Origin of the sequence: Thermomonospora curvata DSM 43183 (assembly GCF_000024385.1) — a bacterium.
Lineage (GTDB): Bacteria > Actinomycetota > Actinomycetes > Streptosporangiales > Streptosporangiaceae > Thermomonospora > Thermomonospora curvata.
In genome coordinates this window covers 3,830,658-3,854,668 of record NC_013510.1, presented here as the reverse complement: position 1 = coordinate 3,854,668, position 24,011 = coordinate 3,830,658, and the positions used below count along the sequence as shown (strand labels likewise).

At 72.7% G+C, this 24,011-nt stretch carries 24 protein-coding genes; 17 read left to right on the top strand and 7 right to left on the bottom strand.

The annotated features are described in order from the left end of the window. Positions 1–182: 182 nt before the first annotated feature. Positions 183–692: a ferritin-like domain-containing protein gene (locus TCUR_RS16425; protein WP_012853657.1), complete on the bottom strand. Its 510-nt coding sequence runs from the start codon at positions 690–692 to the stop codon at positions 183–185. Continuing rightward, entirely contained in the window at positions 689–1,213 is a 525-nt protein-coding gene (locus tag TCUR_RS16420) for a hypothetical protein (protein WP_012853656.1), read from the bottom strand. The genes TCUR_RS16425 and TCUR_RS16420 overlap by 4 nt, the downstream gene beginning before the upstream one ends. Before the next feature lie 157 nt (positions 1,214–1,370). Here TCUR_RS16420 and rimP point away from each other — a divergent pair, with 157 nt between their 5' ends. The 15 genes from rimP (at position 1,371) to TCUR_RS16350 (ending at position 17,150) form a co-directional block, all read left to right on the top strand. Next, positions 1,371–1,988 carry a ribosome maturation factor RimP gene (gene rimP / locus TCUR_RS16415; protein ID WP_012853655.1) on the top strand — a complete coding sequence of 206 codons (618 nt, stop codon included), beginning with the start codon at positions 1,371–1,373 and terminating at the stop codon, positions 1,986–1,988. A gap of 24 nt (positions 1,989–2,012) precedes the next feature. After that, positions 2,013–3,068, top strand: a complete 1,056-nt coding sequence (nusA, locus tag TCUR_RS16410) for a transcription termination factor NusA (RefSeq protein ID WP_012853654.1) — start codon at positions 2,013–2,015, stop codon at positions 3,066–3,068. Continuing rightward, positions 3,034–3,387 carry a YlxR family protein gene (locus tag TCUR_RS25750; protein WP_342610137.1) on the top strand — a complete coding sequence of 118 codons (354 nt, stop codon included), beginning with the start codon at positions 3,034–3,036 and terminating at the stop codon, positions 3,385–3,387. The genes nusA and TCUR_RS25750 overlap by 35 nt, the downstream gene beginning before the upstream one ends. A 110-nt stretch (positions 3,388–3,497) precedes the next feature. Beyond that, entirely contained in the window at positions 3,498–6,476 is a 2,979-nt protein-coding gene (gene infB, locus TCUR_RS16405; RefSeq protein WP_012853653.1) for a translation initiation factor IF-2, read from the top strand. Between the two features lie 256 nt (positions 6,477–6,732). After that, positions 6,733–7,038, top strand: coding sequence for a DUF503 domain-containing protein (locus tag TCUR_RS16400; RefSeq protein ID WP_012853652.1), 306 nt, complete (start codon positions 6,733–6,735; stop codon positions 7,036–7,038). Between the two features lie 54 nt (positions 7,039–7,092). Beyond that, the gene (gene rbfA / locus TCUR_RS16395) at positions 7,093–7,563 is read left to right on the top strand and encodes a 30S ribosome-binding factor RbfA (RefSeq protein ID WP_012853651.1); all 471 of its coding nucleotides are present in this window, start codon (positions 7,093–7,095) and stop codon (positions 7,561–7,563) included. Positions 7,564–7,724: 161 nt separating this feature from the next. Next, a complete protein-coding gene (locus TCUR_RS16390) occupies positions 7,725–8,777 on the top strand; it encodes a DHH family phosphoesterase (RefSeq protein ID WP_012853650.1) in 1,053 nt (350 codons plus the stop codon). Next, positions 8,774–9,643, top strand: a complete 870-nt coding sequence (gene truB, locus TCUR_RS16385) for a tRNA pseudouridine(55) synthase TruB (protein ID WP_012853649.1) — start codon at positions 8,774–8,776, stop codon at positions 9,641–9,643. Before TCUR_RS16390 ends, truB begins: the two co-directional genes overlap by 4 nt. A gap of 163 nt (positions 9,644–9,806) precedes the next feature. Further along, on the top strand, positions 9,807–10,748 hold the full coding sequence (locus tag TCUR_RS16380) for a bifunctional riboflavin kinase/FAD synthetase (protein WP_012853648.1): 942 nt from the start codon (positions 9,807–9,809) through the stop codon (positions 10,746–10,748). A 203-nt stretch (positions 10,749–10,951) separates the two neighbouring features. Continuing rightward, positions 10,952–11,221 (top strand): 30S ribosomal protein S15, encoded by a 270-nt coding sequence (rpsO, locus tag TCUR_RS16375; RefSeq protein WP_012853647.1) that lies wholly within the window; start codon positions 10,952–10,954, stop codon positions 11,219–11,221. A 277-nt stretch (positions 11,222–11,498) separates the two neighbouring features. Further along, positions 11,499–13,811 (top strand): polyribonucleotide nucleotidyltransferase, encoded by a 2,313-nt coding sequence (locus tag TCUR_RS16370; RefSeq protein WP_041442065.1) that lies wholly within the window; start codon positions 11,499–11,501, stop codon positions 13,809–13,811. A gap of 136 nt (positions 13,812–13,947) precedes the next feature. After that, positions 13,948–15,273, top strand: coding sequence for a M16 family metallopeptidase (locus tag TCUR_RS16365; RefSeq protein ID WP_012853645.1), 1,326 nt, complete (start codon positions 13,948–13,950; stop codon positions 15,271–15,273). Between the two features lie 56 nt (positions 15,274–15,329). Continuing rightward, positions 15,330–15,701 carry a phage holin family protein gene (locus TCUR_RS16360; protein ID WP_012853644.1) on the top strand — a complete coding sequence of 124 codons (372 nt, stop codon included), beginning with the start codon at positions 15,330–15,332 and terminating at the stop codon, positions 15,699–15,701. Positions 15,702–15,813: 112 nt separating this feature from the next. Further along, entirely contained in the window at positions 15,814–16,554 is a 741-nt protein-coding gene (gene dapB, locus TCUR_RS16355) for a 4-hydroxy-tetrahydrodipicolinate reductase (protein WP_012853643.1), read from the top strand. Continuing rightward, on the top strand, positions 16,551–17,150 hold the full coding sequence (locus TCUR_RS16350) for a transglutaminase-like domain-containing protein (protein WP_012853642.1): 600 nt from the start codon (positions 16,551–16,553) through the stop codon (positions 17,148–17,150). Before dapB ends, TCUR_RS16350 begins: the two co-directional genes overlap by 4 nt. A 16-nt stretch (positions 17,151–17,166) precedes the next feature. Here TCUR_RS16350 and modA read toward each other — a convergent pair whose 3' ends face one another. Next, positions 17,167–17,925, bottom strand: coding sequence for a molybdate ABC transporter substrate-binding protein (modA, locus tag TCUR_RS16345; RefSeq protein WP_012853641.1), 759 nt, complete (start codon positions 17,923–17,925; stop codon positions 17,167–17,169). A gap of 138 nt (positions 17,926–18,063) precedes the next feature. Between modA and TCUR_RS16340 the strand changes: the two genes are divergently transcribed. Further along, a complete protein-coding gene (locus tag TCUR_RS16340) occupies positions 18,064–18,750 on the top strand; it encodes a uracil-DNA glycosylase (RefSeq protein ID WP_012853640.1) in 687 nt (228 codons plus the stop codon). Between the two features lie 73 nt (positions 18,751–18,823). Here the strand turns inward: TCUR_RS16340 and TCUR_RS16335 are convergent, their stop codons facing one another. Together TCUR_RS16335 and TCUR_RS16330 are read right to left on the bottom strand one after the other, a co-directional pair. Further along, positions 18,824–19,690: a 1,4-dihydroxy-2-naphthoate polyprenyltransferase gene (locus tag TCUR_RS16335; RefSeq protein WP_012853639.1), complete on the bottom strand. Its 867-nt coding sequence runs from the start codon at positions 19,688–19,690 to the stop codon at positions 18,824–18,826. Between the two features lie 3 nt (positions 19,691–19,693). Continuing rightward, the gene (locus TCUR_RS16330) at positions 19,694–21,346 is read right to left on the bottom strand and encodes an MFS transporter (protein ID WP_012853638.1); all 1,653 of its coding nucleotides are present in this window, start codon (positions 21,344–21,346) and stop codon (positions 19,694–19,696) included. A gap of 245 nt (positions 21,347–21,591) precedes the next feature. On the opposite strand from TCUR_RS16330, the gene TCUR_RS16325 reads away from it, so the two are divergent. After that, positions 21,592–22,599 carry a hypothetical protein gene (locus TCUR_RS16325; protein WP_148233041.1) on the top strand — a complete coding sequence of 336 codons (1,008 nt, stop codon included), beginning with the start codon at positions 21,592–21,594 and terminating at the stop codon, positions 22,597–22,599. Between the two features lie 85 nt (positions 22,600–22,684). On the opposite strand, the gene TCUR_RS16320 is transcribed toward TCUR_RS16325, so the two are convergent. Together TCUR_RS16320 and TCUR_RS16315 are read right to left on the bottom strand one after the other, a co-directional pair. Then, positions 22,685–23,254 carry a hypothetical protein gene (locus tag TCUR_RS16320; protein ID WP_012853636.1) on the bottom strand — a complete coding sequence of 190 codons (570 nt, stop codon included), beginning with the start codon at positions 23,252–23,254 and terminating at the stop codon, positions 22,685–22,687. Between the two features lie 197 nt (positions 23,255–23,451). After that, positions 23,452–24,006 (bottom strand): GNAT family N-acetyltransferase, encoded by a 555-nt coding sequence (locus TCUR_RS16315; RefSeq protein WP_012853635.1) that lies wholly within the window; start codon positions 24,004–24,006, stop codon positions 23,452–23,454. Positions 24,007–24,011: the final 5 nt, after the last annotated feature.

Here is a 24,011-nt window from a genome sequence, read left to right as displayed (position 1 = left end):
AGACGGGGCGTTGAAGAAGCCTCACCGAAGCCCCGGGCGGCGCACCGTTCCCAGGGCCTGAAGACAGGCGACCGAAGGAAACCGCCCACATCGGCGGTGCCTGGCGCCATGCCGTTCCCGACCCGCGGAAACGGCGTGCTGAAGGAAGCGCGGAGCCGGGCGCCGCGCGGTGGGGGCGAAGGCTAGGAGCCCGGCCGAGGCGTTGCCACCTTTGACGTCTTCTCCCGTTCCCCCTGCGCGGTCTCCTCCGGCGGCAGGCCCGGCAGCGCCGGCGGGACGGCCCGCTCGCCCGCGCTCTTGCGCCAGCCGATCCACCGGCCCATCGCCTCCTGCATGGCCAGCGCCGCGTGGCGGCGCAGATCGGCCTCCTGACAGCCGGCCAGCGCCGCATAGGCCTCCAGCACCCGCTCCTCCAGCGCGGCGGCCAGCGCGGCGGCACTGGCGGCCGAGGTCACCTCGACCGCCGGCCGGTAGGCGGCCTCGGCGGCCACCGGCTGCGCCCCCCGCCGCACCACCAGCTCGGCGAGCCGGTCGCGGCGCGCGCGATGGGCGTCCAAGACGGTGCGGGCGGTCTGCTGCGCCGGCCCGCGCAGCCCGGCGCCCACCACCCCGTAGCCGTAGACGGCGGCGTGCTCGGCGGCCAGCGCCGCCTGCAGCGCCTCGACGACGCCGTCGGCCCGCCGGCCGCTCACTCCTCTTCCTCCAGCGCCGCCTCCAGCAGCGCCGCGTGCCCCGCCTCACAGGCGCCGATGCTCGCCAGCAACTGGGCCATCCCAGGAGCGATCTTCACCACATCCGCGGCGCGGGCCGCGGCCGCCTCGCTCTCGGCGCGGCGCAGCGCCGCCAGCGCCCCGGACCTGCCGGCGGGCGCCTGGAAGGGCGTCGGCGAGGGGACGGGCGCGGCGGAAGCGCCCTCCCCGGTCCCCGGCACATAATGACGCTGCAGCACCCGCAGGTGCTCACGGTGGTGCGCCAGCATCGGCTCCAGCCGCCCGGCGAGCCCTGCGTGGGCCCGCAGCACCGCCTCGTGCAGCATGATCAGCCGTTGCTCGGCGGCGATCGCGGCGGTCAGGACGGCCACGTCCGGCCCGGGCGAGACGGCCGGCGGCGGATCGGCCCGGGTGCAGCCGCCCAGCGCGGCGGATGCGACCAGGCCGCCCAGCACCGCCCGCCGGGGCACGGCCGGGCCCGGCGCCGCCTGAGCCGCTCGCACGCTGTTTTCTCCTCGTTTCCGGTGGTATGGGGGGCGGTCAGGGAGTATTCCACAGCGCCTGCGCCGGGCGCCGGGCCGAAAGAACGTCGCCGAGCCGGCCTGTCGATAGGCTTGAATACGAAGGCTACGGCGCCCGCTGATCAGGAGGAGGTCCCAGATGAGCGTCGAATCCGGCCGCGGCCGCGCTCGGCGGGCGCCTCGTCCCGACCAGCGGCGCACCGGGCGGCACGCCCCCGCCGGCGGTCCGTCGCGGGCGCAGGTGCAGGCCGAGCTGACCCGGCTGGTCGGGCCGCTGGCCGCCGCGCAAGGGCTGGACCTGGAGGAACTCGACGTCAAGCCCGCCGGGCGGCGCCGGCTGGTGCGCATCGTGGTGGACGCCGACGGCGGGGTGACCTTGGAGGACACCGCGACCTTGAGCCAGGCGGTGTCGGCCGCGCTCGACGACACCGACGTCATGGGCGAGGCCCCCTACGTGCTGGAGGTCACCTCGCCGGGAGTGGACCGGCCGCTGACCGAGCCGCGGCACTGGCGCCGTGCCACCGGGCGGCTGGTGCGCGCGGCACTGGCCGACGGCGGCCAGGTCGAGGGGCGGGTGGTCGCCGCCGACGAGGAGGCGGTGGTGCTGGAGGTCGCCGGGCGGCGGCGCCGCTTCGGCCACGGCGAGCTGGGCCGGGGCAGGGTGCAGGTGGAGTTCCGCCGCCCGCCGCAGCAGGCCGGCCACGACGATGACGACGATGAGCTCGCCGACCTGGGAGCCGACGAGGCCGGGAACTGAGGGGGAGCTTACGTGGACATCGACATGGCTGCGCTGCGCAGCCTGGAGAGCGAGAAGGACATCTCGCTCGAGCTGGTCGCCCAGGCGATCGAGGACGCCCTGCTGATCGCCTACCACCGCACCGAGGGGGCGGCGCCCAGGGCGCGCGTGGAGCTGGACCGCAAGACCGGGCACGTGACGGTGTGGGCGGCCGAGACCGACGACGAAGGCAACGTCCTGCGGGAATACGACGACACCCCGGAGGACTTCTCCCGTATCGCGGCGACCACGGCCAAGCAGGTCATCTTGCAGAAGCTGCGCGACGCCGAGGACGAGGTGACCTTCGGCGAGTACGCCGGCCGCGAGGGCGACATCGTCTCCGGGGTGATCCAGCAGGGCAAGGACCCGCGCAACGTGCTGGTGGACCTGGGCCGCATCGAGGCGATCCTGCCGCCGTCGGAGCAGGTGCCGGGCGAGTCCTATGAGCACGGCGACCGGATCCGGGCCTATGTGGTGCAGGTGCGCAAGGGTCACCGGGGCCCTTCGGTGCAGCTGTCGCGGACCCACCCCAACCTGGTCCGCAAGCTGTTCGCGCTGGAGGTGCCCGAGATCGCCGACGGCACCGTGGAGATCGCGGCCATCGCCCGGGAGGCCGGGCACCGCACCAAGATCGCGGTGCGCTCCCGCAAGCCCGGGGTGAACGCCAAGGGCGCCTGCATCGGCCCGATGGGCAGCCGGGTCCGCAACGTGATGCACGAGCTGCGCGGGGAGAAGATCGACATCGTCGACTGGTCGGAGGACCCGGCCGAGTTCGTCGGCAACGCGCTCTCGCCCGCCCGGGTCAGCAGCGTGCAGGTGATCGACGAGGCCGCCCGCACGGCCCGGGTGATCGTGCCCGACTACCAGCTGTCGCTGGCCATCGGCAAGGAGGGCCAGAACGCCCGGCTGGCCGCCCGGCTGACCGGCTGGCGGATCGACATCCGGCCCGACACCGAGGTCGAGCAGTCCGGGCAGGTCGGCGCGGTGCGGCGGAGCGGATCGGACACCTCAGGATCAAGTGCGGAGCATGCGACAGGTCCCGCCGACGCGTCAGCACGGTAGACTCATGACACGTGGCCCGGCCGCCCAAGGGGGCTTCCCTCGTCGTACCTGCGTGGGCTGCCGGGTTCGCACGGCCAAATCCGACCTGCTGCGCCTGGTGGTGGTCGAGGGCGTGATCGTCCCCGACCCCCGTGGGCGGCTGCCGGGGAGGGGTGCTTCCATACACCCCGACCTGGGGTGTCTTGAGCTCGCGGAGCGGCGTCGGGCGTTCCCCCGGGCCTTCCGCCTGCCGGGACCGCTCGACACCAGCCTCCTGCGGGAACATCTTGAGGCACAGGGCAGTTGGTATCAGGATGGTCGAACTGTAAGCGACGTCTAGTCGGAAGCAGGTCGAGATTGCGATGAGCGCTCGATGAGCACGCCGCGATGAGTACGGCAAGTTAGAGACGGCCCGGAGGCCGCTACCTCCCGGGCCGAGTAGGGAGTGCAGTGGCGAAGGTCCGGGTTTACGAGCTCGCCAAGGAGTTCGGAGTAGAGAGCAAGGTCGTCATGGCCAAGCTCCAGGAGATGGGCGAGTTCGTCCGGTCGGCGTCCTCCACGATCGAGGCGCCGGTCGTTCGAAGGCTTACCGAAGCTTTCTCCAATTCTTCTCAGGGTTCTTCTCAGGGGTCCGGCAAGGGCGGCGGGGGCGGTCGCAAGCCCCAGGCCTCGCCGCGCCGGCCCGAACAGCAGGCACAGCAGGCTGCGCCCAAGCCGCAGCCGCCCGCGAGCGCCGAAGGCGGCGCTCGCCCCGCACCGCCCAAGCCGGGTCCCGTGCCCAAGCCGGGCCCGGTGCCCAAGCCCGGCCCCCGGCCCGGCCCCGCCGGCCGCGCCGCGCCGCGTCCGGGTCCGGTGCCGCAGGCCCCGGCGCAGCAGGCGCCGGGCGGCGGTGCCCGTCCCAAGCCGCAGGCGCCCGCGGCCCAGGCCGGCCCCAAGGCGCCGCCGGCCCCGGGCGGTCCGGCCGCCGGGCAGGGCGGCCCCGCGGTGCCCAAGCCGGGTCCGCGCGTGCCCAAGCCGGGGCCGCGCCCCGGCCCGCGTCCGGCCGCGCCGCGTCCGGGCAACAACCCGTTCAGCTCCACCAACACCGGCATGGGCACCACGCCCAAGCCGGGTCCGCGTCCGGCTCCGCCGCCCGGTGACCGGCAGGGCGCCGCGGGTCAGCGCGGTGCCGCCGCTCCCGGCGGTCCGCGTCCGGCCCCGCCGCGCCCGGTGCCCGGGCCGCCGCGTCCGGGTCCGCGTCCCGGCGGCGCCGCCGGCGGTCCCCGTCCGGGCGGTCCGCGGCCGAGCCCGATGAACATGCCGTCGCGGCCCAGCGCGCTGGGACCGGGCGCCGTGCGCGGCCCCGGCCGTCCCGGTGGCGCCGGGCGTCCCGGCGTGGGCCGTCCCGCCGGCGGCGGTCGTCCCGGCGGCGGCTTCGGCGGTCCGCGTCCCGGTGGCGGCGGTCGTCCCGGCGGTGGTTTCGGCGGTGCGCGTCCCGGTGGCGGCGGCCGTGGCCGTGGCGGCGCGGCCGGTGCCTTCGGGCGTCCCGGCGGCCGTCCCACGCGGGGCCGCAAGTCCAAGAAGCAGCGGCGCCAAGAGTTCGACAACATGCAGGCGCCGGCCATCGGCGGCGTGCAGGCTCCGCGCGGCGGCGGCAAGACCATCCGGCTGCCGCAGGGCGCCTCGCTGACCGACTTCGCCGAGAAGATCGGCGCCAACCCGGCGTCGCTGGTGCAGATCATGCTGCACCTGGGCGAGATGGTCACCGCGACCCAGTCGGTCAACGAGGACACCCTCAAGCTGCTCGGCGCCGAGCTGGACTTCGACGTCCAGGTGGTCTCGCCCGAGGACGAGGACCGCGAGCTGCTGGAGTCCTTCGACATCGAGTTCGGCGAGGACATCGGTGACGAGGACCAGCTGGTGGTCCGCCCGCCGGTGGTGACCGTGATGGGTCACGTCGACCACGGTAAGACCAAGCTGCTGGACGCCATCCGCAACGCCAACGTGGCCTCCGGCGAGGCCGGCGGGATCACCCAGCACATCGGCGCCTACCAGGTGCAGACCGAGGTCGACGGCGAAGAGCGCAAGATCACCTTCATCGACACCCCCGGTCACGAGGCCTTCACCGCCATGCGTGCCCGCGGTGCCGACACCACCGACCTGGTGGTGCTGGTGGTCGCCGCCGACGACGGGGTCAAGCCGCAGACCACCGAGGCGATCGACCACGCCACCGCGGCCGGGGTGCCGATCGTGGTGGCGGTCAACAAGATCGACAAGCCGGAGGCGGACCCGCACCGGGTGCGCGCCCAGCTCACCGAGTACGGCCTGGTCGCCGAGGAGTACGGCGGGCAGACCCTGTTCGTGGACGTGTCGGCCAAGGAGGGCACCAACCTCGACGAGCTGCTCGAGGCGATCATCCTGACCGCCGACGCCGAGCTGGACCTGAAGGCCAACCCCGACATGCCCGCCCAGGGCGTGGCCATCGAGGCGCACCTGGACCGGGGCCGGGGCGCGGTGGCGACCGTGCTGGTGCAGCGCGGCACCCTGCGGGTCGGCGACTCGATCGTCTGCGGCGTGGCGCACGGCCGCGTCCGGGCGATGCTGGACGAAAACGGCAACAACGTCGAAGAGGCGGGGCCGTCGCGTCCGGTGCAGGTGCTCGGCCTGACCGCGGTGCCCAGCGCCGGCGACAGCTTCCTGGTGGTCGAGGACGACCGGGTGGCCCGGCAGATCGCCGACAAGCGCATCGCCCGCAAGCGCAACGCCGAGCTGCTGCGCACCCGCCGTTCCCGGACGCTGGAGGAGCTGTTCTCCGACCTCAAGAAGGGCGAGCGGCAGGAACTGCTGCTCATCATCAAGGGCGATGTGTCCGGTTCGGTGGAGGCGCTGGAAGACTCGCTGATGAAGATCGACGTCGGCGACGAGGTCGGTCTGCGGGTCATCCGCCGCGGCGTCGGCGCCATCACCCAAGACGACGTCAACCTGGCGGTGGCCTCCGACGGCGCGGTCATCATCGGCTTCAACGTCCGGGCCGAGCGCAACGCCCAGGAGGCGGCCGACCGCGAGGGCGTGGACATCCGCTACTACTCGGTCATCTACCAGGCGATCGAGGAAGTCGAGGCGGCCCTCAAGGGCATGCTCAAGCCCGAGTACGAGGAGGTCCAGCTCGGCACCGCGGAGATCCGCGCGATCTTCAAGGTGCCGCGGATCGGCAACGTGGCCGGGTGCATGGTGCTCACCGGCACCATCAACCGGGGCGCCAAGGCCCGCCTGGTCCGCCAGGGGACCGTGGTCGCCGACAACCTCTCCATCGCCTCGCTGCGCCGCGAGAAGGACGATGTCAACGAGGTCCGCGAGGGCTTCGAGTGCGGCATCGGGCTCGGGTACCAGGACATCAAGATCGGTGATGTCATCGAGTGCTTCGAGATGCGGGAGAAGCCGCGCGACTGATCGCTCCTGCGTTCGCCGCGGGCCCGCCACGGGCCCGCGGCGAACGGCCGCGCGGATGAAAAGCGAATAAATAAATCGAGTGACACGGCGCCGGGTGATCTCGGAGGATCGCAGGTGGTCTGGCACGGCCCCAGCGCCGTTACAGATCACCGGACCGTGACGGGCGCGGGTCCGCAAAACGGCCCGGCCCGATGACGGCGCCGGGTACGCCCACGACCGGGCGTCGCCGAATCCACACAACAGATCACCCGAGGTGATGGGTCAGGTGTTCGTAGGTGCGTTGACGCTCGATCTGCTGCTGGGCGACGTCCGGTCGCTGAAGGAGAAACGGTCGATCGTCCGGCCGATCGTGGCCGAGGTGCGCCGGCGCTTTCCCGCCGTGGCGGTCGCCGAGACCGGAGCGGTGGACCTGTACCGGCGGGCCGAGATCGGCGTGGCGGTGGTCTCGGCCACCGCCGGCAACTGCACCGAGGTGCTCGATGCCTGCGAGCGGCTGGTGGCCGGGCGTCCGGAGATCGAGATGCTCTCGGCCCGCCGCCGGCTTTACGGCGATGATGACTGACCCGTCCCCGGGGCGGGGACGCACCCCGCGACGATGAAGACGAGGACGACAGACATGGTGGACGCGGCTCGGGCTCGCAAGCTCGCCGACCGGATCCAGCAGATCGTGGCCGAGATGCTGGAACGCCGGATCAAAGATCCCCGGCTCGGGTTCGTCACGGTGACCGACGCCAAGGTCACCGGCGATCTGCGGGACGCCACCGTCTACTACACGGTGTACGGCTCGGAGGGCGAGCGGGCCGACACGGCGGCGGCGCTGGAGAGCGCCAAAGGACTCATCCGCTCGGAGGTCGGGCGGCGGATCGGGATCCGCCACACGCCCACGCTGACCTTCGAGTTCGACGCGGTGATCGACAACGCCCGGCAGATCGACGAGCTGCTGGCGCGGGCCCGCGCCCACGACGAGCAGGTGGCCAAGGCCGCCGAGGGCGCCCGGCCCGCCGGCGACGCCAACCCCTACCGGATCACTCCGGACTCGGCCGAAGACGATTCCGATACTGGCGACGAAGAGAGCCAAAGGCAGTGAATTCCCTGTGAAGCGCCGTTTCCGCAGACGGCGAGCAGAACGCCGGAGGCCTTCGCGGCCCTGCGGCCGCGAAGGCCCAGCCACGGGTCGCCGCCGATCGGAGCATGGAGGCGAGGCACAACGATGGACCCGGCGGACGAGCCGGGGGAGCGTGAGTTGAGATGACGACGTCCGGGACGCCCGGTCCCACCGTCACCGAACGCGCCCGCGACCAGGTGCCCGGTCCCGCCCAATGGGAGCGGGCCACTCAGCTCATCCGGTCCGCCCACCAGAAGATCTGGCTGGTCTGCCACGAATGGCCGGACGGTGATGCGCTGGGGTCGATGCTGTCCTTCGCGCAGGCGCTGCGCCGGCAGGGCCGGGACTGCGCCGCCTCTTTCGGCGAGCCGTTCACGGTCCCCGCCGGCCTGCGTTTTCTGCCCGGCCTGGAACTGCTGGTCGAACCCGGCCAGGTCCCCGCCGCGCCGGAATTGATGGTCAGCTTCGACGCCGCCTCCCTGGAACGGCTCGGCTCGCTGGCCCCGGCCGCCCGGCGGGCCCGGGAGCTGATCGTCATCGACCACCACGCCTCCAACCCCGGTTTCGGCACCGTGCAGCTGATCGACCCGTCCGCGGCGGCCACCGCGGTGCTGACCGAGAAACTGATCGCCCGCCTGGGGATCGGGCTGACCGAGGACATCGCCTGCGGCCTGTACGCCGGGCTGGCCAGCGACACCGGCTCGTTCAAATACGGCTCCACCACGCCGGAGGTGCACCAGCTGGCCGCCCGTCTGCTGGCCGCCGGCGTCCGCCCCGATGCGGTGGGCCGGGAACTGTGGGACCGCGCCTCCTTCGGCTACCTGCAGGTGCTCGGCGGGGCGCTGGGACGGGCCCGGATCGAGCCCGACGCCGTCGATGGGCTGGGCATGGTGTGGACCACCATCAGCCGGGCCGACCGGGCCGCCCGCGACGTCCGCTACGACCAGCTCGAAGGGGTGATCGACCAGCTGCGCCGCGCCGACGAGGCCGAGGTCGCGGTGGTCTGCAAGGAGACCGACGACGGCCGCTGGTATGTGTCCACCCGCTCCAAGGGGCGGGTGGACGTGGGCCGGGCGTGCCTGGAGCTCGGCGGCGGCGGGCACCGGCTGGCCGCCGCCTACACCTGTGACTGCGCGCCGGCCACGGCCATCGCGCACCTGCGTGAGCGCCTTCGGGTCAGAAAGGACGCCAAGTGACATCAGGCCTGGTCATCGTGGACAAGCCGGCCGGCTGGACCTCCCATGACGTGGTCGCCCGGCTGCGCCGCCTGACGGGCACCCGCCGGGTGGGGCACGCCGGCACGCTGGACCCCATGGCCACCGGCGTGCTGGTGGTCGGGGTCGGCAAGGCGACCCGGCTGCTGGGGCATCTGGCGCTCACCGACAAGGTCTACGAGGCGACGATCCGGCTCGGCCAGTCCACCGACACCGACGACGCCGAGGGCGAGATCACCGCCACCACGCCGGCCGGCGGGGTCACCGACGCGGCGCTGCAGGCGGCCGTCAAGGGCCTGACCGGGCAGATCATGCAGGTGCCGCCCCGGGTCAGCGCGATCAAGGTGGACGGCCGCCGGGCCTACAAGATGGCCCGCAAGGGCCAGGAGGTGGAGCTGAAGCCCCGGCCGGTGACCGTCGCCGACTTCACCGTCACCGCCGTGCGCCGCCACGACGACCTGATCGATGTGGACGCGGTGATCACCTGCTCGTCCGGCACCTACATCCGGGCGCTGGCCCGCGACCTGGGCGAGGCGCTGGGCACCGGCGGGCACCTGACCGCGCTGCGCCGCACCCGGGTCGGCCCCTACGGGCTGGAGCAGGCCCGCACCCTGGAGCAGCTCGCCGAGGACTGCCGGGTGCTGCCGCTGGCGGAGGCGGTGGCCGCGGCCTTCCCGCGCCGTGAGGTGACCGCCGAGCAGGCCAGGGTCGTCGTGCACGGCGGGCGGCTGCCGGCGGTGGGGGCCGGTCCCGGCCCGGTCGGTGTCTTCGCCCCCGACGGGACCCTGCTCGCACTGGTCGAGGAACAGGGCAAGAGCGCCCGCCCGCTGGTGGTCTTCACCGGCTGAGACGCGCCGTGGCCTTACCCGGCCCGCGGCCCGCCCGGGCCAAGTGAGGCCACAAACACGCCCCCCACGGTCGGAGGCACCTTCGACGACGTGGCACCCTTGTGACAGCGAGCCGGGGAAGGGCATGCCCCGGAGCGGCCGACGAATCCGACGCAGGGAGAGCATGGTGCGCTGGCACGGCCTCGATGAGGTTCCCGCCGACTGGGGCAGGTCGGTGGTCACCATCGGTGTCTTCGACGGGGTGCACCGGGGGCACCAGCGGATCGTCGGCGCCGCCGCCGAACTGGCCCGCCGGCGCGGGCTGCGCTCGGTGGCCATCACCTTCGACCCCCACCCCGATGAGGTGGTCCGCCCGGGCACCCACCCGCCGCTGCTGTCGTCCACCCGCCGCCGCGCCGAGCTGCTGGAGGAGCTGGGCACCGACGTGGTGATCCTGCTGCCGTTCACCCTGGAGCTGTCGCGGATGGGCCCCGATGAGTTCGTCCAGTCGGTGCTGGTCGACCGGCTGCACGCCGCGCACGTGATCGTCGGGGAGGACTTCCGGTTCGGCCACAAGGCCCGCGGCGACGTGGCGCTGCTGCGCGAGCTGGGCGACAAGTACGACTTCACCGCCGAGGGCATGCCGCTGGTGGCCGACGGGGAGACCATCTCCTCCACCCTCATCCGGCGGCAGCTGGCGGCCGGGGACGTGGCCGGCGCGGCCAAGGCGCTGGGCCGGCCGCACCGGGTCGAGGGCGTGGTGGTGCGCGGGCACCAGCGGGGCCGGGCGCTGGGCTTTCCCACCGCGAACCTGGAGACCATGACGCACATGGCCATCCCCGCCGACGGGGTGTACGCCGGTTTCCTGATCTGCGACTCTGAGCGTTACCCGAACTTCCGCTGGCCGGCGGCGATCTCCATCGGCACCAACCCCACCTTCGAGGGGGCGGGGGAGCGCACCGTGGAGGCCTACGCGCTGGACCGCGACGATCTGGACCTGTACGGCGAGCACATGGCGGTGGACTTCACCGCGCGCATCCGCGACACCCTGAAGTTCGAGTCGGTCGAGGCGCTGGTGGAGGAGATGCACCGCGACGTGGCCCGGGCCCGGGAGCTGACCGCCTGACGGGCCGCCCCGCCACGGAGCGTTCCCGGCGATGACAAGCCGGGGTTCCGGCGTGGTACGGTGAAGAGTCGCCGGGGTGAGCCCGGCCTTGTTCCGCTGCACCCTCATGCGGCGGGACGCGTTCCGAACGCATCAGGCGGACCCGCACGCGGCTGAGAGCGCCGCCGGGATCTGCGGATGACGACCCTTTCAGAAGGAGCCCTGTGTCGCTCGACACCGCCACCAAACAGAAGATCATCGCTGAGTACGCGACCCATGAGGGTGACACTGGATCCCCGGAGGTCCAGGTCGCGTTGCTGACCCGTCGGATCAACGATCTGACCGAGCACCTGAAGGTGCACAAGCATGACCACCACAGCCGGCGCGGCCTGCTGCTGCTGGTCGGTCGCCGTCGGCGGCTGCTGAAGTACCTGGCCGACAAGGACATCGAACGGTACCGCCGACTGATCGAGCGCCTCGGCCTGCGCCGCTAGGACGGTGAGGGAGTGGCCCGCTCAAGGGTCACTCCCTCAGCGTATATCCCCGCGAGAGGCCGGTATCCGGCGTACGGCGGGTACATACCGTCTACAACTGAACAACATAAAGACCCGCGACCGGACAGCCGGAATGTGGCGCAGCCGGTCCTCGGTAGTGGCCTTGCGGATCCACGCGATCCGCGGGCTTCGATCGAAGACCGGCTATCAGCGAAACCACAGGGCCTGTTCGCGGGGACGCACGCAAGCGAAGGAGCACCCTGTGGAACCCGTGCGTATCGAAGGAGTACACACTGCCGAGGCCGTGATCGACAACGGCTCGTTCGGCACCCGCACCCTGCGTTTTGAGACCGGGCGGCTGGCCCGGCAGGCGGCCGGCTCGGCCGTCGTCTACCTCGACGAGGAGACGATGGTGCTGTCGGCCACGACCGTCTCCAAGAAACCCAAGGAGACGCTGGACTTCTTCCCGCTGACGGTGGATGTGGAAGAGCGGATGTACGCCGCCGGGCGCATCCCCGGCTCGTTCTTCCGCCGCGAGGGCCGCCCCAGCGAGGACGCCATCCTCACCTGCCGGCTCATCGACCGGCCGCTGCGCCCGTCGTTCGCCAAGGGCCTGCGCAACGAGATCCAGATCGTCGAGACGGTCCTGGCGCTGCACCCCGAGCACCTGTACGACGTGGTGGCCATCAACGCCGCCTCGATGTCCACCCTGCTGTCGGGGGTGCCCTTCTCCGGCCCCATCGGCGGGGTCCGGGTGGCGCTGATCGACGGCCAGTGGGTGGCCTTCCCCACCCACAGCGAGCTGGAGCGCGCCACCTTCGACATGGTGGTGGCCGGCCGCACGCTGGACAACGGCGACGTGGCGATCATGATGGTGGAGGCCGAGTCCACCCGCGACACCCTCAAGCTGGTGGCCGAGGGCGCGCCCGCCCCCACCGAGGAGCGGGTCGCCGAGGGCCTGGAGGCCTCCAAGCCGTTCATCAAGATCCTGTGCGACGCCCAGCGCGAGCTGGCCGCGGTGGCCGCCAAGGAGACCATCGAGTTCCCGCTGTTCTTGGACTACACCGACGATGTGCTGGAGGCGGTCTCGGCCACGGTCTCCGAGGACCTGGCCCAGGCGCTGACCATCGTCGGCAAGCAGGAGCGCGAGGCCAAGCTCGAGGAGCTGCGCGCCGCCACGATCGAAAAGCTGCTGCCGGACTTCGAGGGCCGCGACAAGGAGCTGGCCGCCGCCTTCCGCGCGGTCACCAAGAAGCTGATCCGTGAGCGGATCGTCCGCGACGGCGTGCGCATCGACGGCCGCGGCGTCAAGGACCTGCGGCAGCTGTCGGCCGAGGTGCACGTGGTGCCGCGGGTGCACGGGTCGGCCCTGTTCGAGCGGGGCGAGACCCAGATCCTGGGGGTGACCACGCTGAACATGCTCCGCATGGAGCAGACCATCGACACCCTCAGCCCCGAGCGCACCAAGCGCTACATGCACCACTACAACTTCCCGCCGTACTCCACCGGTGAGACCGGCCGGGTCGGCTCGCCCAAGCGGCGTGAGATCGGGCACGGTGCGCTGGCCGAGCGGGCGCTGATCCCGGTGCTGCCCTCCCGCGAGGAGTTCCCCTACGCCATCCGCCAGGTCTCGGAGGCCATCGGCTCCAACGGCTCGACCTCGATGGGCTCGGTGTGCGCCTCCACCATGTCGCTGCTGGACGCGGGCGTGCCGCTGAAGGACATGGTGGCCGGCATCGCCATGGGGTTGATCTACGAGAACGGCGAGTACGTCACGCTGACCGACATCCTCGGCGCCGAGGACGCCTTCGGCGACATGGACTTCAAGGTCGCCGGCACCCGCGACCTGATCACCGCGCTGCAGCTGGACACCAAGCTGGACGGCATCCCCGCCGAGGTGCTGGCCGCCGCGCTCAAGCAGGCCAAGGCGGCCCGGCTGGCGATCCTGGACGTGATGGCCGAGGCCATCTCCGAGCCGGCCGAGCTGAGCCCGTACGCGCCGCGGATCATCACCATCAAGGTCCCGGTCGACAAGATCGGCGAGGTCATCGGCCCCAAGGGCAAGATGATCAACTCGATCCAGGACGACACCGGCGCCGACATCACCATCGAAGACGACGGCACCATCTACGTGGGCGCGCTCGACGGCCCCTCGGCGGAGGCGGCGCGGCAGGCCATCAACGCCATCGCCAACCCGCACATGCCCGAGGTCGGCGAGCGCTACCTGGGCACCGTCGTCAAGGTCACCACGTTCGGCGCGTTCGTGTCGCTGCTGCCCGGCAAGGACGGCCTGCTGCACGTGTCGCAGATCCGCAAGCTGCACGGCGGGGCGCGGATCGACAACGTCGAGGACTACCTCAAGGTCGGCGAGAAGGTCCAGGTGGAGGTCACCGAGATCGACCCGCGCGGCAAGCTGTCGCTGGTGCCGGTCGAGGTGATCGAGCGCGAGGCGGCCGAGCGGGCCGCCAACGGAGGCGAGCCGGCCAAGGCCGCGGCCGAGTCCCGGCAGTCCTCCGGCGAGCAGCGCACCGAGCGTCCGCGGCGGCGGCGCACCCGCAGCCGCGGCGACAGCGGTCAGCGCAACTCGTAACAACCCCCCGGCGGGCGAACCCCGCCACATCGACACGATCCGCGATGGCCGGCCGGCTGACCTGCAGGTCACACCGGTCGGCCGTCGTGTGGTGCGGTAACGAGGAAGCGATGAACCCGATGAAGGTGAGCAGGGCGTGACGCTGTCGGCGAGGGCGCAGGAACCCGGCACCACCGTTACGCTCCATCCCGGCACGGACGGCGCCGGCGTCGTCCGGCGCACCGTGCTGCCCGGCGGGCTGCGCATCATCACCGAGACCATGCCCACGGTGCGGTCGGCGGCGTTCGGCATCTGGGCCGGCGTCGGCTCCCGCGACGAGGAGGCCCGCGACGCGGGCGCCTCCCACTACCTGGAGCACACCCTGTTCAAGGGCACCCGGCGCCGCTCGGCGCTGGAGATCTCCGCGGCGCTGGACGCGGTCGGCGGCGACCTGAACGCCTTCACCGCCAAGGAGTACACCTGCTACTACGCCCGGGTGCTCGACAGCGACCTGCCGCTGGCGGTGGACGTGGTCTCCGACATGGTGATCGACTCGCTCAACCGCCCCGAGGACGTGGAGGCCGAGCGCGGGGTGATCTTGGAAGAGATCGCCATGCGCGACGACGACCCCGGCGACCTGGTGCACGATGAGTTCGCCACCGCGCTGTACGGCGACCTGCCGCTGGGCCGGCCGATCCTGGGCACGGTCGAGACGATCAACGCGCTGTCCCGCGACGTCATCGACCGCTACTACCGCGAGCACTACCTGGTGCCCAACCTCGTGGTCGCGGCGGCCGGCAACCTCGACCACGACCAGCTGGTCCGGCAGGTCGCCGAGGCGTTCGCCGGCCGGCTGGGCGGCGACGAGCAGCCGGCCCCGCCCCGCATCGGCGGGCCCCCCGTGGCGGGACGGCCGGGGGTACGGGTGATCGACAAGGACACCGAGCAGGCCAACGTGGTGCTCGGCGGGATCGGCGTCTGCCGCACCGACGAGCGCCGCTACGCGCTGGGCGTGCTGAACGCCGTGCTCGGCGGCGGCATGTCCTCCCGGCTGTTCCAGGAGGTCCGCGAAAAACGCGGACTGGCCTACTCGGTCTACAGCTACACCTCCCAGTACGCCGACACCGGCATGTTCTGCGTGTACGCCGGCTGCCAGCCCGGCAAGGTCGATGAGGTGCTGGCGATCTGCCGGGACGAGGTGGCCAAACTGGCCGACGGCGGCCTGGACACCGAGGAGCTGGAACGCGGCAAGGGCCAGCTGCGCGGGGCGATGGTGCTGGGGCTGGAGGACACCGGCTCGCGGATGAGCCGCCTCGGCAAAAGCGAACTGGTGTACGAGCGGCTGCAGCCGGTGGAGGAGTCGCTGGCCTGCATCGAGGCGGTCACCGTGGACGACGTCCGCGAAGTGGCCCGCCAGGTGCTGGGACGGCTCGACACCCTGGCCGTCGTGGGCCCCTTCGGGGACCGGGAGTTCACTTTGTGAGCTTTGGCAAAGGCTTGACCATTGGAAGAGCCTTCGCCGCCCGATAGGGTCGGCCCATGGACGTGCTGATCCGGGTGCTCACCACCGCCGTGGCGCTGTGGGTGGCGACCGCAGTGGTGGACGGGGTGGACGTGGAGGCCGGCACCACGGCCGAGAAGGCCGGGACGCTGCTGGCCGTGGCGGTGATCTTCGGCCTGGTCAACGTGCTGATCAAGCCGATCATCAAAACCGTGGGCTGCGCGTTCTACGTGCTGACACTGGGGTTGTTCGGCCTGGTCGTCAACGCCGCGCTGCTGGTGCTGACCAGCTGGGTGGCCGGCGAGCTGGATCTGCCGTTCCATGTGGAGTGGTTCTGGCCGGCCTTCTGGGGCGCCATCATCATCGCCCTGGTCGGCTGGCTGCTGAACCTGGCCTTGGACAACGACTGACCGGCGGCGCTGTCGATCGGCATGATCGACAGCGCCTGACCGTCGTTCATCACCTGCCGCGATAGGCTCAGATGACCCTGATGGGCAGGGCCGTGGAAGCGGAGGAACGAACGTGATCAAGGTGGGGGTGCTGGGTGCGCGCGGCCGGATGGGGGCCGAGGTGTGCCGGGCCGTGGAGGGTGCCGACGACCTGGAGCTGGTCGCCGCCGTCGATCAGGGCGACGCGCGGGAGGCGCTGACCTCCGCCGAGGTGGTGGTGGACTTCACCCATCCCGCCGTGGTCATGGACAACCTGCGCTGGTGCATCGAGCAGGGCCTGCACGCCGTGGTCGGCACCAGCGGCTTCGACGCCGAGCGGCTGGAGCAGGTGCGCGCCTGGCTGCGCGACAACCCGCGCGGCAACGTGCTCATCGGCCCCAACTTCGGCATCGGCGCGGTGCTGATGATGGACTTCGCCCGCCGCGCCGCGCCGTTCTTCGAATCCGTCGAGATCGTCGAGCTGCACCACCCCAACAAGGCCGACGCCCCCAGCGGCACCGCCTACCGCACCGCCGAGCTGGTCGCCGAGGCCCGCGCCAAGGCCGGCGTCGGCCCGTCCCCGGACGCCACCACCTCCCAGATCGACGGGGCGCGCGGGGCCGATGTGCAGGGCGTGCGGGTGCACGCGGTGCGGCTGTCCGGGCTGGTCGCCCACCAGGAGGTGCTGCTGGGCGGACACGGGGAGGTCTTCACCATCCGGCACGACTCGATGAACCGCGAGTCGTTCATGCCGGGGGTGCTGCTGGCCGTCCGCCGCGTCGCCGATCTGCCCGACCGTCTGACCGTCGGAATCGAGTCGCTGCTGGGGCTATGAGGGCGCCACTGAAGCTGGCCGCGGAACCCTGGGCCTATCTGGGCGCCGACGAGGCGATCGACGTGGAGCACGACCTGATCGTCTCGACCGCGGCGTCCATGCGCACCGGTGACGACGCCGCCTACGCCAAGGCCGTCTTCGAGTTCGTCCGCGACGAGATCTCCCATTCCCCGGACGCCGGTGACCGCCGGCTCACCTGGCGCGCCTCCGATGTGCTGCGCGAGCGCACCGGGCTGTGCTACGCCAAGGCGCACCTGTATGTGGCGCTGCTGCGGGCCGGGGGAGTGGAGGCGGGGCTGTGCTACCAGCGGCTGACCGAGGACGGCTCTGCGTTCGTCCTGCACGGTCTGGCCGCGGTGCTGCTGGAGGACCACTGGGTCCGGGTCGACCCGCGCGGCGGCGAGGCCGGCAAAGGGGTGGAGTTCTCCGCCACCGAGGACCGCCTGGTCTACACGGTGCGGCCGGAGCTGGGCGAGGTCGACTACCTGACCGTGTACGCCTCGCCGGTCCCGGCCGTGCTGAAGGCCCTGCAGTCCCATGACGACTGCCTGGCCTTGTGCGAAGAGGGCGGCCTTCCCTCCGCGCTGGAGGAGTGAACGCGTCCTTGCGCGCCTAGGGCAGGGCGAAGCCGTGGCGGTGCAGGACGGTGCGGGCCTGCTCGGAGGTCAGCCAGTCGATCAGCGCCCGCGCGGCCTCCGGGTGCTCGCCGTCGCGGACGGCGGCGGCGGGATAGGCGGCGGTGACGTTCTGGTCGGCGGGGATGGGGACGCTGCTGGCGGCGGCGCCCGCCGAGCGCATATCGGTGATGTAGACGACCCCGGCGTCGGCCTCCCCGGTCCGGACCCGGGTGAGCACCGCACGCGAGCTGATCTCCTCTGAGACGGCCCGCACGGTCAGTCCCTCCCTGGCCAGGATGCGCCGGGCGTAGCGGCCGGCCGGAGCCATGGAGGCCCCCAGCACCACCCGCAGGCCGGGCCGGGCCAGGTCGGCGATGCCGCGCACCTTCCGCGGGTTGCCGGGGGCGACCGCGATCGTCATGGAGTTGCGGGCGATGACCGTCCGCCGGGACTCCACGTGCTCGGCCGCCTCTTGCATGGCGGTCTCGTCGGCGGTCACCAGCACATCGGCCTGCTGCCGGTCCCGCAGCCGCTCGACCAGCTCCAGGTCGCCGCCGAAGACCGGCTGCACCCGCACCCCGCGGGAGCGTTCATACAGCGCGCCCAGCTCGGTGAACGCCTCGGTCAGGGATTCGGAGGCGAACACGGTGAGCGTCACCGGCCCGGACGGTTTGCCGCACCCGGCGGCGGTCAGACAGGCCAGGAGGGCACCGGTGCAGGCGGCGACGGCGCGCAAGAGGGGACGAGACGGCATATGTGGTGATCATAGGGCCGTGACCGGGTTCCGCCGGTGCGCAATGTTCCGCCTTCGTGCGCTGTTTCGCCGGTGCGCTGTCGGTGGCCCGTCATAGGGTCCTGGGTGACCGAACGCTTTCCGTGGAGGACCTTGACGATGTCCCTGGACCTGATGGAGTTGCTGCCCGCCGACTGGCGCGAGCGGCTCGAGCCGCTGCTCGATCCACTGGCCATGGCCGCGCTCGGCGCGTTCGTGGCCGACGAGTACGAGCGGCACACCGTCTACCCTCCGCGGGAGGACCTGTTCAACGCGTTCAGGCGCTGCTCCTATGACGCCGCCCGGGTGCTGATCCTCGGTCAGGACCCCTACCACGGCGCCGGCCAGGCCCACGGGCTGAGCTTCAGCGTCCGCAAGGGCGTCAAACTGCCGCCCTCGCTGCGCAACATCTACAAGGAGCTGGCGGCCGACCTGAACGTGCCGATCCCCGACAGCGGCGATCTGACACCGTGGGCGGAGCAGGGCGTGCTGCTGCTCAACGCGGTGCTGACGGTCCGGGAGGGCGAGCCGGGCTCGCACGCCGGCAAGGGCTGGGAGGAGTTCACCGACGCCGCCATCACCGCGCTGAACGCCAAGCAGGAGCGGGTGGTGTTCGTGCTGTGGGGCGCCTATGCCCGCAAGAAGGCCCGCCTGGTGACCAACCCGGCCCACGTGGTGCTGGAGTCGGCGCACCCCAGCCCGCTGAGCGCCAAGAAGTTCTTCGGCACCCGCCCCTTCAGCGCGGTCAACAAGGCGCTGGCCGACGCGGGCCTGCCCGAGATCGACTGGAATCTGGCCGCCGAGTAGCGGCCGGAACGCCCACCGGCCCGCAAAGGGTTCGGCGAACCGGTTCCGGGGCGGTGGGCGTTCCGCAAGGCGGCTACAGGGCCAGCCCGATGGCCAGCAGCGTCCCGTAGGCGACCTGCAGACGTCCGGTCTCGCCCAGCACGGGGATCAGCTCGGCGCCCTTGGCGCCCTGCATCACCTTCTGCAGGGGCGGCAGCGACAACGGGGTGGACAGCATCGCCAGCAGCACCCACGGGTGCGGGGCGGACATCGCCAGCGCGATGGGGTAGGGCAGGGAGACGCACGCGGCGTACAGGATCCTGGTGCGCGGCCCCCCGAGCACCACCGCCAAGGTCCGCTTGCCGGCCCGGGTGTCGGAGGGGATGTCGCGCAGGTTGTTGGCCACCAGCAGGGCGCACGCCAGCAGCCCGACCGGGACCGCCGCGGCCCACGCCTCCCACGGCAGGCGCTCGGCCTGCACATAGACGGTGCCGACCACGGCCACCAGGCCGAAGAAGACGAACACCGACACCTCGCCCAGCGCCCGGTACCCGTAAGGGTTCTTGCCGCCGGTGTAGAACCAGGCGGCCACGATCGCGGCCAGGCCCACCAGCAGCAGCCACCAGGTCGTCACCGCGGCCAGCACCAGCCCGGCGACGGCGGCGACCAGAAAACAGCCCAGCGCGGCGGCCAGCACTTGCCGGGGCCCGGCGGCGCCGGAGCCGACCAACCGCAGCGGGCCGACCCGCTCATCGTCGGTGCCGCGGACGCCGTCGCTGTAGTCGTTGGAATAGTTGACGCCGATCTGCAGCGCCAGGGCGACGATCGCCGCCAGGGCGGCGCGCCACCAGATGACCCGGCCCTCGCCCGCGGCGATCCCGGTTCCGACGGCGACCGGGACCAGGGAGGCGGGCAGGGTGCGAGGGCGGGATCCGGCGATCCACTGCGCGAGCGTGGCCACCGGTCACTCTCCTGTCTGTGCGGTCATGGGATCGGACTCCTTGGGGGAGGAGGCGGGGACCGGCCGCAGCCGCAGGCTCATCAGCAGACCCAGCGCCAGGATGCCGGCGGTGGCCCACATCGCCTGGCGGGTGGCGGCGGCCAGCGCGGCACGGGCCGCGCCGGCCTCGGCCTCCGCCCCCGGTGTGCGGCTCAGGTCGTGGGCGTGGGTGCCGGCGCTCTCCCGCAGCTGGTGGACGACGGCGGCCCGCCGCTCGGCCGGCAGCGCGGTGCGCTCCAGCCGCTGGGCGCTTTCGCGGCCCAGCCCGGTGGCGAACACCGCGCCGATGAGCGCGATGCCCAGCGCCGCGCCGACCTGCCGGAGGGCCGACTGCATGCCGGAGGCCTGCCCGGCGCGCCCGGCCGGCACCTCGGCCAGGCACACGCTGGTGAGCTGCGCGGAGGCCAGGCCCAGCCCGACCCCGTACAGCAGCATCCACGGGGCCAGCCCCCACCCGCCGGTGCGCGCCGTCAGCGTCAGCCCGATCATGGCCACCGCGGCGACCTCCAGGGCCAGGCCCCACCGCACCACCCGGTGGGGACCCCACCGGCCCGCCAGGCGGCCCGCCGGCGGCCCGGCCAGGAACGCCCCCAGGGCCAGCGGCACGATGGCCAGGCTGATGTGCAGGGGCGAGGTGCCGTGCGCGCCGGTCAAAAACAGCGGCAGCACGAACACCAGGCCCAGTTCCCCCACGCTGATCAGCGCGGCGGTCAGGCCGCCGCGCCGGAAAGAGGCGATCTGCAGCAGCGCCGGGTCCAGCAGCACCGCCCGTCCCGCCGCGGCGCGCACCCGTTCGACCACCACCAGGGCGGCCAGCAGCACCAGCCCCAGGCTCAGCGCCACCGGCACCGGCGACAGGCCGCCCGGCCAGGCGTAGGGGCCTGCGGTGAACGGCCGCACGGGTTCCCACCAGCCGTAGTTGGGGCCTTCGATCAGCCCGAAGACCAGCGCGCCCAGGGCCGGCACGGCCAGCGCCGTGCCCGGCGGGTCGATGCCGGCCGCGCCGCGCTGCCGGGTCTCGGGCATCACCGCCAGCGCCCCGGCCAGCAGCGCCAGCCCCAGCGGCACGTTGACGCCGAACGCCCAGCGCCAGCTCAGCGCGGTCGCGATGGCGCCGCCCAGCAGCGGGCCCAGCGCGGCCATCCCGCCGACCAGGGCGCCCCAGATGCCGAAGGCCATGGCCCGCCGCCGCCCGGTGAAGACGGCGTTCATGGTGGCCAGGGTGGCCGGCATGATCATCGAGGCGCCGACGCCTTGCAGCGCCCGGGCGGCGATCAGCGTGGCGCCGTCGCGCGCCAGCGCCGCCAGCAGCCCGGCCGCGGTGAACACCGCCACGCCCACCGCGAAGGCCCGGCGCCGTCCGACCAGGTCACCGACCCTGCCCAGGGGGATCAGCAGCGCGGCGAACACCATCGGGTAGATCGAGGAGACCCACTCGGCGCCGCTGGTGGTCAGGCCCAGCTCGGCGACGAGCCGGGGGGTCAGCACGCCGGCGATGGTGCCGTCGACGACCACCAGCGAGACGCCCAGGCTCATGATCACCAGCGCCAGGCGGTGGCGCCGTCCGGATCGCTCTGCGGGCAGTGCGGGGGCGAGGGCGGTCGCGGGGACGCTCAATCGATCATCCTGGCTCTGGGACGTACGGCTGGTCGGTGCGCCTCAAACATAGCCGCAGGGCAGGCGGGGTGCGCCGCGACCCCGCCCCTGCGACCGGCCGGCCGGTCGCTCCGGCCCGCGGAAAAGCCGTTTTGACAGGTTGGGCGATATTCGGCGGTGAGCCTTCAATGGGTACCGGTGATACTGAGGGCACCGGAAAGGCTCGGGAGCCAGTAATGACTCAGTTACCACCGACTCCGCGGGATGTGCGAACGGCCGAAGAATATGTCGGCAAGGCGCGATGCCTCAAAGCATGGTCTGGATATTCCTATCGGGAACTGAGCAGACGTGCCGCGGCCAATGGAGACCACCTGCCCTCCAGCACGCTGGCGACCGCGCTGCGCCGCGCCTCGCTGCCGGGCGAGCGGCTGGTCGCGGCTTTCGTGCGGGCCTGCGGCTGCGACGCCGCCACGGTCGAGGAGTGGACGGCCGTCCGCAGGCGCATCGCGATGGAGGCCGAGAACAGGCCCGTGCCGCCCGATGACGGCGCCGCCCCCGCCCCGGCCGGGCGGCCCGTGGAGGAGCCCTTCGGGCCGCAGCGGCCCCGGATGCACCTTCCGGAGGAGGACGGGCGGGAGACGGCGGCAGGCCCTCCGGGCGGGAGGGCACGGGCACCGGGCCGCCGGCGGGGTCTGATCAGATTCCTTGCGGTCGGCGCGGTGACATTGGTCTGCGCCGTCGGCAGCGCGCCCCAGCTCAGCCGGCCTCCGGCGGGGCGGCACATGCCCGAGGCCCGCCGCCCGGCGGGGCCGCTGGCCGACGGCTGGTACCGGATCCACACCGTCCCCGACGACCACTGCCTGGAGGTGACCGGCCCGCCGGGCGGCCGGACCGTGCACGGGCGGGAGTGCGGACGCCGGGCCGGGCAGCGGTTCTACTTCGAGTACGCCGGCGACGGCGCCTACCGGATCAGGTCCGGCCTGAGCGGCGGCGACCTCGGCTGCCTGGCCGTGGCCGCCGCCCCGCCCGCCGGGACGGCCTGGGGCGATCTGCGGGTGCGCGCGTGCACGCGGACCGATCCCGGCCAGCTGCTGCACCTTGAGGTCGTGCCCGAGCACCGGCGGCACCACTGGCTGCCCAGCAGGCTGCGGATGCGCTCGGCGGCCGGGCGGCTTGCGGTCAGGGCGACCCGGCCCGATGGAGGGGCGCTTGACTTCTACCTGACCGACGTGGAGAGCCCCACCGCGCCACCCGGGCGTGCGGACGCCCGATGACGGCTTTGAGCCTGCGGACGGGGCGGTGGGCCCCGCCTTCTGCCGGAAGGCGGGGCCCACCGCCGTGCATGGCGCGTTCACGCCCTTACCGGCACCTGCCGGCGTCACCGCGCACGGTGACGGAGTCCTGCGACGGGCGGTACCCGCGCGGGAAGGTCACCCGGACGCTCGCCAGCCCCTGGTAGGACCTGCCGCGCTCGCACCTGCCGGACAGGGTGGCGGAGACGCCGCGGGTGTTACGGGCGGACTCGCTCTCCCGGTCCACCACGCCGCGGCTGCTCCGCAGCTGCGCCCCGATGCGGATGCTGCCGACCCTGTCGTTGCACCGGACGGTCACCACCACCCGGACGGTCCGCCTGGAGCGGAAGGAGGGGTCGGAGACGTTGATCCGGCAGCGGATGACCCGTGAGCCGCGCCGGGCGGTCAGCGTCGCCGTCTGCAGCAGCTGCACGTCGGCCAGGCCGGCCGTCTCCAGGGCCTCGGTGAGCTCGGTCGCCTCCAGGGCGCCGGCGGGTTCGGTCGTCTCCGCGATCGCGGCGGCGTCGATGTCGTACGGGTTGCGGGTGTCGGCCGTTGCCGGTGTCACCAGACCGCAGACCACTGCGCCTGCGGTGAGCCCGACCAGCAGCCCCCGGCGGACGGATTGCGCAGCCAAGATTCCTCCCCGAATGTCGGATTTCTTTGATCTCCTGGCGGAGACCGGTGGAATATCGAACCTTTTTCGGGTGGTTTTGCCGCGGCGGCCGATGCGTCCGGCGCCGGTGAAAAAGGTTCGGCCGCGACGATTCCCGGGAGTGTCCGGCATGCAACGACGGTGCCCGTACGGCACCGTACGGGCTCATTCGAGAACGTTCACAGACGCCGGGTGCCGCCGGAGATATCGGTGTGCATCCGGATCATCGGCACCGGTTCGCCCATGTCCAGCACGCGCCGGGCGCCGTCGGGGGCCCAGCCCGCCGAGCCCAGGAAGCGGCGCATCACCGCGTCCTGCTCGAAGACCCAGCAGACCACGGTGGCGAAGCCGTCCTTGCCCAGCAGGTCGGCGGTGGCGGCCAGCAGCCGGCTGCCGTGCCCGGCCCGGCCGTGCACCGGGTCGACCAGCAGCGTCACCAGCTCGGCGGTGGTGGCCGCATCCAGGTCCGGGTCCTCGGCGGGGGCGTGCGCGGCGAACCCCACCACCAGCTCGGCGGAGACGGCCACCAGCAGCCGGTGCCGCGGGCTGGGCGGGTCGGTGATCGCCTGCAGCCAGCGCTCCCGCCACACCGCCGCCGCCTGCGGCGCGGTCACCTCGGCCAGCACCTTCGCCGGCAGCAGCTCCCGGTACCCCTCTCGCCAGGCCCGCACCTGCACGTCGGCGACCGCCGCCGCGTCCGCCCGGCGGGCGGGCCGTACGCCGACATCGGCCATGGGCG

Bases quoted from the DNA above. Each gene is read 5' to 3' on its own strand.
- rimP (WP_012853655.1), top strand. From the start codon at position 1,371: ATGAGCGTCGAATCCGGCCGCGGCCGCGCTCGGCGGGCGCCTCGTCCC.
- nusA (WP_012853654.1), top strand. From the start codon at position 2,013: ATGGCTGCGCTGCGCAGCCTGGAGAGCGAGAAGGACATCTCGCTCGAG.
- TCUR_RS25750 (WP_342610137.1), top strand. From the start codon at position 3,034: ATGCGACAGGTCCCGCCGACGCGTCAGCACGGTAGACTCATGACACGT.
- TCUR_RS16400 (WP_012853652.1), top strand. From the start codon at position 6,733: ATGGGTCAGGTGTTCGTAGGTGCGTTGACGCTCGATCTGCTGCTGGGC.
- rbfA (WP_012853651.1), top strand. From the start codon at position 7,093: ATGGTGGACGCGGCTCGGGCTCGCAAGCTCGCCGACCGGATCCAGCAG.
- TCUR_RS16390 (WP_012853650.1), top strand. From the start codon at position 7,725: ATGACGACGTCCGGGACGCCCGGTCCCACCGTCACCGAACGCGCCCGC.
- TCUR_RS16380 (WP_012853648.1), top strand. From the start codon at position 9,807: ATGGTGCGCTGGCACGGCCTCGATGAGGTTCCCGCCGACTGGGGCAGG.
- TCUR_RS16360 (WP_012853644.1), top strand. From the start codon at position 15,330: ATGGACGTGCTGATCCGGGTGCTCACCACCGCCGTGGCGCTGTGGGTG.
- TCUR_RS16350 (WP_012853642.1), top strand. From the start codon at position 16,551: ATGAGGGCGCCACTGAAGCTGGCCGCGGAACCCTGGGCCTATCTGGGC.
- modA (WP_012853641.1), bottom strand. From the start codon at position 17,925: ATGCCGTCTCGTCCCCTCTTGCGCGCCGTCGCCGCCTGCACCGGTGCC.
- TCUR_RS16340 (WP_012853640.1), top strand. From the start codon at position 18,064: ATGTCCCTGGACCTGATGGAGTTGCTGCCCGCCGACTGGCGCGAGCGG.
- TCUR_RS16315 (WP_012853635.1), bottom strand. From the start codon at position 24,006: ATGGCCGATGTCGGCGTACGGCCCGCCCGCCGGGCGGACGCGGCGGCG.